Source organism: Moritella sp. 36, assembly GCF_018219415.1.
GTDB lineage: Bacteria > Pseudomonadota > Gammaproteobacteria > Enterobacterales > Moritellaceae > Moritella.
This window is the reverse complement of sequence record NZ_CP056120.1, coordinates 1,631,735-1,644,855: the sequence shown is the minus strand read 5'-3', so window position 1 is coordinate 1,644,855 and position 13,121 is coordinate 1,631,735. Positions and strand designations below refer to the sequence as shown.

General features: G+C 42.4%; 9 protein-coding genes. 2 read left to right on the top strand and 7 right to left on the bottom strand.

Translation table 11 applies throughout. From position 1 onward, the window contains the following. Positions 1 to 22: 22 nt before the first annotated feature. Together dnaX and apt are read right to left on the bottom strand one after the other, a co-directional pair. Positions 23 to 2,434, bottom strand: a complete 2,412-nt coding sequence (dnaX, locus tag HWV03_RS07520; RefSeq protein WP_211679152.1) for a DNA polymerase III subunit gamma/tau — start codon at positions 2,432 to 2,434, stop codon at positions 23 to 25. A gap of 123 nt (positions 2,435 to 2,557) precedes the next feature. Continuing rightward, the gene (apt, locus tag HWV03_RS07515; protein WP_211679151.1) at positions 2,558 to 3,103 is read right to left on the bottom strand and encodes an adenine phosphoribosyltransferase; all 546 of its coding nucleotides are present in this window, start codon (positions 3,101 to 3,103) and stop codon (positions 2,558 to 2,560) included. A gap of 229 nt (positions 3,104 to 3,332) precedes the next feature. Between apt and dusC the strand changes: the two genes are divergently transcribed. Continuing rightward, a complete protein-coding gene (gene dusC, locus HWV03_RS07510) occupies positions 3,333 to 4,271 on the top strand; it encodes a tRNA dihydrouridine(16) synthase DusC (protein ID WP_211679150.1) in 939 nt (312 codons plus the stop codon). A gap of 90 nt (positions 4,272 to 4,361) precedes the next feature. Further along, positions 4,362 to 6,272 carry an HD domain-containing phosphohydrolase gene (locus HWV03_RS07505; protein WP_211679149.1) on the top strand — a complete coding sequence of 637 codons (1,911 nt, stop codon included), beginning with the start codon at positions 4,362 to 4,364 and terminating at the stop codon, positions 6,270 to 6,272. 22 nt (positions 6,273 to 6,294) lie between these two features. Here the strand turns inward: HWV03_RS07505 and HWV03_RS07500 are convergent, their stop codons facing one another. From HWV03_RS07500 to HWV03_RS07480, 5 genes are all read right to left on the bottom strand, one after another. Next, positions 6,295 to 7,038: a DUF3726 domain-containing protein gene (locus HWV03_RS07500; protein WP_211679148.1), complete on the bottom strand. Its 744-nt coding sequence runs from the start codon at positions 7,036 to 7,038 to the stop codon at positions 6,295 to 6,297. After that, positions 7,035 to 8,744 carry a hypothetical protein gene (locus tag HWV03_RS22535; protein ID WP_211679147.1) on the bottom strand — a complete coding sequence of 570 codons (1,710 nt, stop codon included), beginning with the start codon at positions 8,742 to 8,744 and terminating at the stop codon, positions 7,035 to 7,037. Before HWV03_RS22535 ends, HWV03_RS07500 begins: the two co-directional genes overlap by 4 nt. 86 nt (positions 8,745 to 8,830) lie before the next feature. Next, the gene (locus HWV03_RS07490) at positions 8,831 to 10,450 is read right to left on the bottom strand and encodes a BCCT family transporter (RefSeq protein WP_211679146.1); all 1,620 of its coding nucleotides are present in this window, start codon (positions 10,448 to 10,450) and stop codon (positions 8,831 to 8,833) included. 97 nt (positions 10,451 to 10,547) lie between these two features. Next, entirely contained in the window at positions 10,548 to 11,537 is a 990-nt protein-coding gene (locus HWV03_RS07485) for a membrane dipeptidase (protein WP_211679145.1), read from the bottom strand. Positions 11,538 to 11,594: 57 nt separating this feature from the next. Beyond that, positions 11,595 to 13,058 (bottom strand): aldehyde dehydrogenase family protein, encoded by a 1,464-nt coding sequence (locus HWV03_RS07480; protein ID WP_211679144.1) that lies wholly within the window; start codon positions 13,056 to 13,058, stop codon positions 11,595 to 11,597. Positions 13,059 to 13,121 lie beyond the last annotated feature (63 nt).

Below are 13,121 nucleotides of genomic sequence, written 5' to 3'. Positions count from 1 at the left end.
AAAAATCAAGGTTACTAAATTTTTATAACAGCACAATTGAACTATCATCAACAACAGCGCCAAGACGGTTCATAAAGAACTGAATATACTTATCATCATACAAGTTTTTAGTCGCATTCGCTAAACGTTGTTGATAAATTATTTCTTCTAGTTGCGCTGGCGTTGATTTGTTTGGGTTTTCACCAAAGTTGATTACTAACTCCACTGGCTCAGCTAACACTTGTTGCAGCGCTTCACTTAACTGCTGGCGTGACTTGTCATTAGCAAAGTATCGTTGGTCTGGATTCATGGTCAAAGTAACACGACCAGGTTCCTGTTCCATCACACTGTGCAGCGCCAGTTGACGGACACGCCCACCTAAACTCATCTGATTAATATAACAACACCACGGGTCTGTTTCATCACGTAACTTATTATCTAGCGGTGCCGTTGCCGTTGATTTACCTGACTTTTGTGGCTGAAAAGCGGGTGACAAATCATTAATATCAACCTTAACTTGGCTAAAGCGATCAATTTGACGAACGACGGGTTCAGCAAAGCCTTGCGGTGGATAAGTATTCGACTCTGGCATTTGGTTATGATAATCGCCCTGCCCTTGATCTGGATAACTGCCTTGATCTTGATACGAATCCAGCGGAGGTAGATCTTGCCATGCAGGTGCAGACTGTGATTGCTGCTGTTGCATATTTTGTCTAACAGGTGCTACCGCTTTTTTCGGCGGTACATACGACGATGGAGCCTGTTCACTCTTCGCCGCTGTCGACTTTTTTGCAGTTGTACCTAAACGACTGCGTAAAAAATTACGTGTTTTACGACCTTGATCGACGCTGTTTTCAGCTACTGACGCTTGCGCAGGAGTTTGACTCTGCGGTTGCTGCTGTTGAGTTGTATTTACTTGCTCATTCTGGATAGGTACGGCTTGTGTCGGCGACATATCCATCGGTTGTGGCGCGTATTCTGCTGCTGCGATATTTTCTTGTGCAACGCTATTCTGTTGTTCAAAACTGTTTTGCGGCGCGCTATTAGTTTGCGGCGCAACATAGTTCTGTGGAGCGATACTTGGTGGCTCAACCTGTGCAGCTGTATAGCCTTGCGGTTCAAGAGCTTGCGCTTCAACATGGCCCATCGCTTGCGCAGCTTGTAATAGCTCGTTTTGCTCTAGGTTTAAATTCGTAACCGCTTCATCAGTCACTTCAACAAATGGAACTGCTGGTTGTTGCGTTGATTCTTGTATAGGTTGCTGTATTTTCTGCGGCGCTTGTTCAATCTGTGCTGCAACCACCGTTTCCGTCACAGCTGGTGCGATTGCGACAGGTGCTGGCGTCACATCCCTTTCTGGCGCTTGTAAACGACCTTGTGGGCGGAACGCTAGCATACGTAATATCGTCATTTCTAACGCACTACGTGGGTCTGGTGCAAGTGGCAGTTCTTTACGACCAGTCAATGTGATTTGATAATATAACTGTACATCTTCTGGTGACATTTCATCACTCAAGGCTTTCACTTTATCGGCATGTTCAGTATCAACCACTGACGACGGTAAAATTTGCGCCATAGCAATACGGTGTAACAAACTTGCTAATTCTACATGTAATTGGTCAAAATCAGGTCCTAACGAACTCACCTCGGCAATCTTCGCCATGCAGTTATTAGCATCACCACTGACAATTAAACGCAGTAATTGCAACATATGGCTGTGATCTAACGTGCCCAACATATCTAACACAGTTTGGTGTAATACTTCACCAGCGCCGTGAGACAAGGCTTGATCAGTCAAACTCAATGCATCACGCATACTGCCATCGGCCGCTTTGGCGATTGAGTTCAATGCTGACAATTCATATTGGCAATGTTCGCGCGATAAAATATGCACCAACTGCTGAGAAATCTGCTCAGTCGTTAGGCTTTTTAAATGAAATTGCAAACAACGCGATAAGATCGTAATAGGCAGTTTTTGTGGATCGGTTGTCGCTAGCAAGAACTTCACATATTCTGGTGGTTCTTCTAACGTTTTTAATAGCGCATTAAAACTGTGCTTAGAAAGCATGTGTACTTCATCGATTAAGTACACCTTAAAACGACCACGAGCTGGCTTATACTGCACGTTATCAAGTAACTCACGGGTATCTTCAACTTTGGTACGTGATGCCGCATCAATTTCGAGTAGATCAACATAAGAACCTTGATCAATCTCGACACACGTTGAACATTCGCCACAAGGTTTACTGGTGATCCCTTTTTCACAGTTTAAGCTCTTCGCTAAAATGCGGGCGATCGTTGTTTTACCAACACCGCGAGTACCACTGAGCAAATAAGCATGGTGTAAACGATCTTGCTCTAGCGCATTAACTAAAGCGGTCAGCACATGTTGTTGACCAACAACTTGCTGAAAATTATGCGGGCGCCATTTACGCGCTAAAACTTGATAACTCATAACAGTTCAATGATTACTTAATATTGATAAGCACTAATATGCTCGGGACTGAAAATAGCTGGCAGTCGACCACCAGCTAATCATGATAATTACAATTATTACTGTTATTACAATGACAGCAGATTATTCGCCGTCAAAATCAACTAATTTGGTAATATTAACATTAAGATTATTTAATACAGTTTCACCACCAAGATCGGGCAATGAGATAACAAATGCAGCATCTTCAACGATACCACCAAGCTGACGAATTAAAGAAACCGTCGCGGCAACAGTACCACCTGTCGCTAATAAATCATCAACGATAAGTACTTTATCACCTGCATCTACAGCATCAACATGGATCTGTAACGTATCAGTACCGTATTCAAGCTCATAGCTTTGCTCGATAGTTTTACGCGGTAATTTGTTTGGTTTACGTACTAAAATAAAGCCTAAACCAAGCGCTTTAGCAAGCGGTGCACCGAAAATAAAACCACGCGCTTCAGTACCCGCAATTTTTGTAAAACCAGCATCTTTAAAACGTTCAGCAAGTAAGTCGATTGTCGCTGAAAATGCAGGACCGTTTTCAACTAAGCTTGTTACATCACGGAAGATAATGCCAGCTTTCGGGTAGTCTGGAATTGATTTAATACTGTTTTTAATAAACCCGAGTGTATCTTGGTTCATGTTTCAACCTGTTAATTTGATGAGCGATATGTCATATCACCAAATAATTTGGGTATAAAACATGTGCTCATATAAAAATAATATTGGGGATAAATTTTATGTAACTGCTTGTTGATATGCAAGCGAGTATTAAGATTCCCCCCCTTTTGAAGAAATTATTATACGATAAATTTGGCAATTATGGTGAATTCTGTTTTAATCGCTCATTTTGCCAACGCAGGACAATAACATGCGCGTAGTTTTAGCCCCTATGGAGGGCGTTGTTGACAATTTGATGCGCGAGTTACTGACAGCGCAAGGCGGTTACGATTTGTGCGTAACCGAGTTTATTCGAGTCGTCGAACAGTTATTACCAGAAAAGATCTTTTACCGTTATTGCGCCGAATTAAAGAATGGTTGCCGTACACAGGCAGGTACCCCTGTCCGCATTCAATTATTAGGGCAACATCCAGAATGGATGGCAGAAAATGCCGTTCGTGCCATTGACCTTGGTTCTCACGGCTTAGATATCAACTTTGGCTGTCCGGCGAAACAAGTCAATAAGTCATCTGGTGGTGCGGCATGTTTACGTGAACCTGAACTTGTATATCAAATCGTGAAACAAGTGCGAGAAGCGGTACCTTCGGAGCACATTGTCAGCGCTAAGATCCGTTTAGGCTGGGAAGACAGTAATCATAAGTTAGAAATCGCCGATGCAGTGCAACAAGCGGGGGCCAATGAACTGACAGTACATGGTCGAACCAAAGCCGATGGTTATCGCGCAGCAGCGATTAACTGGGAAGCTATTGCCGAAATTAAACAACACGTTTCAATTCCGGTTATCGCTAATGGTGAGATTTGGAATCATGCCGATGGTCAACGTTGCATAGAAGTGACTGGTTGTAACGACTTAATGGTCGGTCGCGGTGCATTAAATTTACCAAATTTAGGTGAAGTGGTTAAATACAACAAAGCGCCCATGCCTTGGGCTGATGTAGTCACTTTATTGAGGAACTACTGCCAATTAGAGATTCGTGGTGATAAAGAGAAGTATCTACCCAACAGAATAAAACAATGGTTTAGCTATCTACGTAAGCAGTATCCTGAAGCGGTCGACTTATTTACCCAATTAAGAGCCTTACGTCAGTCAGAGGAAGTGATTAATACACTAAACAATTACCGAGTGTGATCGCTTAAGCGAACTTGACTCGATTAAATCTCGATGTTAATAATAGTGTTCAACTCGATATCTTATGCATAATTCAAGGATGAATTACCATTGCGTATTACCATAAAGAAAGCCCTTATTAGCGGTGTGATCTTACTGCAATTTGTTACGTTAACGACGCTATTAGTGTCGAGCTATATCTCGAATCAACGTTCATTCAATTCTCATGCCCACAAGTTAATGATTGATTATGCAGACAATGTTATCAACAACTCGAAACGTTTTCTTGATACTGCAGCAGCAACGACATTATTAAGCAGAGAATTACTCAGCTCAGATGTGTTATCAATTGACCGACCCGAAGATCTTGGTTTATATTTTTTTCAACAACTAAAACAATCACCACACATCTCAGGGATCTACTTTGCAAATACAAGTGGCACCTTTGTATATGTGCAACGTGAGCAAGGCTTCAATGAACCATTGTTCTCACGAAAATACATTACATTTGATACCAACAATATCTTAGAATCATCACATCTCTACACCCATGATAATAACTTTACACAGCTTTCCGTAAAAGAAATAACCAAAGAAGCTTACGATCCCCGAGACCGTATTTGGTTTAATAAAGCACTCGATAACGATGCCTTATCTTGGACTGACCCTTATGTATTTTTCTCTTCACGTAAGCCTGGTATCACCAGTTCAATGCCTGTTTATGGCAAAGATAACCAATTAATTGGTGTTGTAGGTGTCGATCTATCCTTAGCCACTATTTCATCCTTTTTTGATAACCTTGATCTAGGAGAAAGTAGCACCGCGTTTGTCACTAATCGACTTGGCGAAATCATTGCGTATCCAGACCAAAAAATTATTCAAGATACCGCAAATGAAAGTTTACGCTTTCCACGCATCAATGAAATTAAAAATCCAATCGCCTTAACGGCTTGGCAAGCACTGCAAGAAAAAACCCAGCTATTTTCGACTGGAAGCACAGCGACAACCGTTACATTTAATTTCGATAATAATAAATATCATGGCTTATTTAAAGAGTTTACACATCACAAATGGCCTTGGATAATCGCTATTTACATGCCTGAAAAATTTTTTCTCAATGAGTTAATTGATAATCAAAAACTGAATATTCTATTTGGCTTAGTGATCAGTATCATCGCCTGTTTAACCTCATTCTTTTTCATTAATCACATTACAGATTCACTCCGAAAAATAAAAATAATTGCTGAAAATATTCGTTGTGGCCAATTTATTAAGACGAATATATCGGAATCCACCTTTGTAGAATTACAGCAAACGCAATACGCGTTTAATAATATGATCGATAGTTTAATTACATCACGCAAAGAAAATGAACAACTGCATTTAATGCTAGAAAAAACCAATGCCGAAACCATAACTCGGCTTGGACTTGCGACAGAATATAAGAATGATTCATCATCTAATCACATTCGACGCGTTTCACGTTATTGTGAATTAATTGCGTTAAACATGGGCATGCCGAAAGGCAAAGCAAAAGAATTACGCGCCGCCGCAAAACTACATGACTTAGGGAAGATAGGCATTCCGGAGCAAATATTATCAAAACCCGCGGCATTAACAATGCAAGAGTGGGCAGTGATGAAAACAGCGCCAATTATCGGTGCAAAAATTTTGCAAGATGCCGAATCAGCAACGCTTAAAGTAGCCCATGATATTGCGCTAACCTTACACGAACATTGGGATGGGCGTGGTTATCCCAACCAATTGCAATACCATGATATACCATTATCCGCGCGTATTGTGGCAGTTGTCGATACCTTTGATACCATGATACATCCCCGTTGCTATAAAAATGCAATCCCCATTGAAATCGCAATTAATAAGGTCCGAGAATTATCCGGTAGCAAGTTCGATCCAAGTGTGATAGCTGCATTTGATCATTGTTTAATGGATATATTGAACATTTATAAGCAATTATCACCGAGTATTGAAGTTCATCAACTTCCTCGGCGATGCCAATAGACGGTATTTTGTAAACTAAAGACTAGCGAAGTGAATGAGCGAGTTCTCCTGCGCCCTTAAGCGATTGTTTACTATTTTCAACCAAGAGTGCTGTGGCAGTTTGTTTCAACGTTTCCCATTCCGCATCATCAACCAGAATGCCGTCATGCCAAGTATCACGTAGTGCGCGATTTAGTTCTGAAGACTTAATATGTCTCGTGTAACCCGCCGAGTAACCCGTAATATCAAAACTTTTCACTGATAATTGAATGGTCATATCATGTAACGCACTCCCCGCTAAGTCCAGATGGTCAGATAAAAACAATTCCGGAGACACACAACCTTGATTCAAAATATACAGGGTATTTTGTGGTGACGAACCATTATTCCACTGTGCTTTACATGCTAAGCCCTTAGCCGCTAACTTCACTAATTCGTTATACGCAAGCCAACGGTTATGACAATTTTTCAACTCGATAGTCAGGTGTTTTTTATTCACCATTTTTTCAATCGCATAATCAATCACCACAGGCAAGTGGCAAGCTAAACTACAGCCATGTAAATCAACCACTAAGCCACCTTCATTCGTGGTAAAAATATCAACCGGGCAATCTTTTTCAGCCGTCAAGAATTGGGCGGCATTGTTAAAATGGCCGATACCGTTCAAGCCTACCATCTGCAAACCAGCAACCATATTAGCAATGATATCAGCTTCACCACAGGTTCGGCGCATACCAAGAAAAGCTTTGTTAACAACGGCCGTTAATTCATTATATGAAACAATCATGACGTTTCTCCTTCTGCTACTGCTTGATTTAATGAATGGGTCGGTAACAACGGGAACAACCACTCCCCATCATGAATTTCATTAAGCAAAGGTGCGCCTTGAAAAAAGGTAACCCGCACCCAACGTTCTGAACGAGGGTCGAACTTAGTTGCGCCAAATACCGCTAATTTACAACGCAACAAATGCATTGGTAGCGCAGTTTTGTGTAATACGTTCATCTGGATCTCGCCCATGTCTTTATTGCCGAGCGTCCAAACTCGACGTGAAATCGCACGATATTGAGGATGTAGCACTAAAAACTCAGCCAACTGCATGTTTGGTTTACAGATCAATAATTCATGATAAAGGCGATAGACTTGACGACCAATATCCAGCGGTAACTCACGATCTTCGCCAGGCTCTTCCCCCCGTACGCCTAAACGTGGTTCTTCCTTGTCTTGTGAACGATACCAAAACCAATAATTGTTTTCTGGTTGCTTAAAATCAGTGTCGATTGCCCAACGATAACGACTTTCCAAGACAGCTAATAAATCTTCAATGCGTTTACCGCTCGGTAGATTTAAGCTTTCATCACAATTCATCTTGGCTTCATAGCCGTCCACTAAATCAGGATTAATCTCCATCAAACATGACAGCAAGATTTCTTGGGTTTCTAAACTATATTGCTTACTGTAATCAACTAACTCCTGCCAGGTCGAGATCTGTAATAGCACGCTTTCTAACTTATTCAATAAATCATCCAGCTCAACTATTGCGGTCGTATTAAGATCTTGTTGCTGTTCATTAATCGTGATGATTTGATCCAAATGGCAAAGGGCTTTTTGTAATAAACGCTGCAATGGCTCACGTTTATTACCAGTAACTGAACTGTTTAATACGGCCGTCAGCGCAGACTCTCTAGATGATAACCACTTATCAACGACACAAGGGTGATTGATTAAGTATGGCGCCATGCCGAGACCTGTTGCATTACCGATACCAAGGTAGCGTTGTAAATCGACATCTAAATTAACCGCCCTATCACCACCTTGCTGATTGGCTATGTAATGAATCCAGTCTAAGCTGAATTCACGTAAAATATACACAGCGCACATCTGCGCACTGAATGACTGGTTGAAGTCGTCATTACTCTCAAGCCAGCCAAAATCGGAAATACCAAACTTACCATTACCATAAACAGCTGTCGTACGTAGAATGTAACCAACTTCAGCGAGTTCTTTGACGTTAGGCTGCTGCCCTTTTGCAAGGTGCGACACTAAATGTTCAAATACACGTACACTCTTATTTGCTCTTGCTAATACCAGCACCTTATTTGGATTCCGTCCTGCTTCTTGTAACGGCACATTTGCACGTAAACATCCCAGTAAATCAGCATCGACATCGCCATAAACAAGGGCGAACGTCACGTCCCACTTTTCGGCAATCACACGATCATTACGATCTTCATCCGCGATCTCATCACAAAAAATAACTAAGTGATAAACATGTTCCAACGTCGTTAGTTTATAAATGACGTGGCCAAAACCTTGTGGTGATAACTGCCACTCATGCTGAGTGACTTGCCAATTTTGTTGCGCCATTTTACGAACTAGGCTACGTACAAAACTTATTCGATTCTGGTGCATTGCACCAAGCCTTGCTGGCGCCATCACGGTTTCAGGATCACGCATATAAGTGCCACCGTAAATTGAAGGACGAGCATCCATATTATTAACTTCCATTTTAATTATAAGAGTTTTAATTAGGCGGCTTACTCACCGCCTTGCTTCACATTATTTTCTACTAAGACAGGCTATAAACCTTGGTCTTTGGCCATCTGAATCGCGATTTGTGGTGCGTTCCAAAGTGATGGCAATAAAATGAGAGAAACAGGCACAGCTGTAATAACAATGAAAGATTGCAGTGCCGATATGCCTCCCGAACCCAAAGAAATAAGGACTAACGCGGTTATCCCCATAACCACACCCCAAAATGTACGAATAAATGCATTTGGTTCCTCTTCACCACTAATCACCACACTAATTGTGTAAGTCATCGAATCACCCGTCGTCACGATAAAGATCGTAGTCAGGATAAGAAAAAGGACCGAAGTAACCATAGGAAATGGTAACTGTGTTGTGACAGCCAGCAGCGCACCAGGTAGATTAAAACCTTCAAATGCTGAACTGACTGAACCCGGTTCTGCGATTTCAAATGCCAAGCCTGAACCACCCACGATGGTGAACCAGAAGCAGGTAGTGAGCGGCGCAATAATGCTAATGGTTGAGACTAGCTGGCGTATGGTTCTACCGCGCGAGATACGGGCGATAAAGATAGCCATCATCGGGCCATAGCCTAAGAACCACCCCCAAAAAAATACAGTCCACCAGCTCAACCAACCTTCATCACCACGGTACGTCGCCATTGGAATGAAATTATCGACTAGGCTACCTACACCTTGGATATAGCCATTAAAAATAAAGTTAGTTGGACCAAAAACAAGGATATAAACCATCAATACACAAGCTAAAACAACGTTGTAACGACTGAGCATTTGCATGCCACGATTTAAGCCACTCAATGCCGAAATTGTATATAACGCAATTGCAAATAAGATGATGATAAGCTGCGTAGTAAATCCGTCTGGGATCTCAAACAAAGCGTTTAATGCGTAGCTCACCTGTAAACCAAGGAAACCAATAGGGCCGATAGTCCCTGCCGCAACAGCCACAATACAACAAGCATCAATCAAGGCACCTGTGTGACCAGTTAGCACGCGCTTACCGAAAAGAGGATAAAGTAAAATACGCGGTTTAAGCGGTAAGCCTTTATCATAATGAAGATGCATCACCACGATAGAGGTAAGGCTACCAACAATCGACCAAGCGAGAAAGCCCCAGTGCATGAATGATTGTGACAATGCATTAATAGCGGTTTGCTGGACATTTTCTTGTGCACCATACAAGGGTGGTGGACTCACAAAATGTGCAATTGGCTCTGCTGCGGCCCAAAATACACCGCCACCAGCAAGTAAGGTACAGAAGATAATAGCCATCCAACGGAAGCCATCCATTTCAGGTTTAGGCAGTGCACCTAAAACGACATTACCAGTACGACCAGCAGCTAAGCCTATGCCAATCAAAAAAGTTAATAACAACAATATTTGCCAATAAGGACCAAAGACTGTGACAGCCCACGAGAACCCTGTATTCACAAGACTGGATAATAATGCTCCATCGTATAAAGCTAATAGTACAAATAAGGCAAGAAAACTGCCACTGTACCAAAACGCGGGGTTACTAAAACCCAATTTATCCGCTGTAGAATTACTTTCACTTACTGCGCTTTTATTTGAAGAGCTTGAAGTGCTAGCGGTATTGCTACCTTCACTATCTAAGCTCGCCGCTTTCACGCTTTTGATTAAATCTGACATGCTCTGACTCCAGAGGTTTTCTTTGCAATTGCAAAGGTGTATTTACGCCAGCCCAATAGTTTAATCGTGAGCTGGTGTTCTATATGTGCGTTATAACTTACGAAATAGGCTCTAATCCTTGCTTTAAAAAGTTAAACCAATTATCACCCAGTACTTGCCCCGCTTCAGACTCTGAGAATCCGTAGCGCATTAATCCGCTATAAATATTCTCCATGCCTGCGCTGCCGCAGAACCAGGGTAATGAGTCCGGCCAGCCTGCATTACTTGCAGAGCCTTCACCGTAATCCATCGCTTTAGACCAGCGACCATTACGCATCCATTCCAATACAGCTTGTGGTTGATTGAGACACAAATCGCTACCTATCCCCAAGTGTTCAACACCAACCATATCTGCTGTTTTCGCGACCATTTGGCAAAAATCATCTAAGGTACACTGACTACCATTAGGTAAGTGAAATGGGTATAAACTGAACCCTAACAGCCCACCACGCGCAGCGAGTGACTTGATCACCGTATCCGATTTGTTACGCAGAGCTTCAAACGCAAACGTCGGGTTGGCATGACTGATACAAATAGGACGTGACGATAAATCAATCGCTTCAAGTGTAGATCTCTCTGCGCTATGTGACATATCGATGATCATCCCAACGCGATTCATCTCCGCAATAGCTTGCTTACCAAAACGAGTAATACCATTATCATTTTTCTCATAACACCCTGTCGCCAGTAAGCTTTGGTTGTTATAAGTCAGCTGCATAATAAGCAGCCCTTGTTGACGCATCACTTCAATTAAACCGATTTCATCATCAATCGATGAGCAGTTTTGTGCGCCAAAGAAAATACCCACTTTGCCTAATATCTTCGCCTTTTCGATATCAGCAACAGAATGGACCGGCATGATCAAGTCCGCATTTTGTTCAAACCGTAAATTCCATTCCGCAAAACGGCTTAATGTTTCACGCGCTGTTTCGTGATAAACAATCGTGGCGTGAACAGCGGTAATACCACTGCTTTTTAATGTCTGGAAGTACTCTCGATCCCAATTGCAATATTGCAACCCGTCAATAACAATCCTTTGGTGATACATACCGACTCCTAATTATTTATCTGACTTTGATTCACTTAGTGCTGACTTCAACGCAGCTCAATAAGCACGTTGATAAGCCGTTTTCACCACGGTATAGAACTCTTTTGCGTATTGACCTTGCTCACGAGGGCCAAAGCTAGACTCCTTACGGCCACCAAACGGTACATGGTAATCAGTACCCGCTGTTGGCAAGTTAACCATCACACAGCCTGTTTGCGCTTGTTGTTTAAACAAGGTGCTCGTACGTAGGCTTTGCGTGATGATGCCACTCGTTAAACCAAATCGTGTATCGTTGGTTGTTGCGATTGCTTCATCTAAGTCAGCAACACGGATAACACTCGCCATCGGCGCGAATACTTCTTCTTGATTCACAGACCAATCATTTTTAGTATTAACAAACAGTGTAGGCGACATATAGAAACCTTCATGCTCTAGACTTAAACGTTCGCCACCGAATGCCAGTTCACCACCACTTTGACGTGCGGTATCAATCCAGTCAAAGTTAGCATCTAATTGCTTACTATCAACAACAGGCCCCATGAACACACCTTCTTTTAAGGCATGACCCACTTTTAATTCACTCATGCGCTTAATAAGTGCTTCAACATATGCATCATGAATACCGTCCATAACCACAAGACGAGAAGAGGCTGTACACTTTTGACCTGCGCCAGAGAAAGAACCGGCAATAGTCGCTTCAACAGCAATATTGATATCCGCATCATCTGCAACAATAAGTGCATTCTTACTGCCCATTTCTAACTGGCAACGCACAAAATTAGGCGCTGTTGCAGCTGCAATTTTACGACCCGTATCAACAGAACCAGTAAAGCTAACACCATTCACTTCAGTTGAATTAATAAGGACATTACCCACTTCAGATCCGCTGCCAAGCACCAAGTTAAACGTACCAGCCGGTAAACCCTGACGGTGAATAATTTCAGTTAATGCAACGGCACTTGCAGGCGTTAAATTAGCCGGTTTCCAGATAACACTATTACCAAATGCTAATGCTGGCGCAATCTTCCAGGCGGCAGTGGCCGTAGGGAAATTCCACGGTGAAATAATGGCTACAACACCCACAGCTTCACGTGTTACCTCAACAGATACACCTGGTCTCACTGACGCGGCGCTATCACCTATTTGACGTAGCACTTCAGCAGCAAAATACTGAAAGAACTGACCCGCGCGATAAATCTCACCACGACCTTCTAAGAACGGCTTACCCTCTTCACTTGATAGTAAGCGACCAAGTTCATCGCAGCGGGCAATCAACTCATCACCGATACCTTGTAAGACCGCTTGTTTTTGCTCTAATGGTGTTTTTTCCCATGTTGGCTGTGCATGCTTTGCTGCCGAGATAGCGTGTTGAACTTGCGCTGCACTCGCTTGTGCAAAGTTACCCAGATTTTGAGTAATATCAGACGGATTGATATTGGCGATAGTACTAACACCGGCTTGCCATTCGCCGCCAATATAAAGTGAGTGTTCTGGTTGAATGCGCTGTGTTTGAGTTGTCATACGACTTTCCTTGTTTCGGCTATGCGTTAGATTTGTTTGTATTCGATAAAAGGTTCATATCGT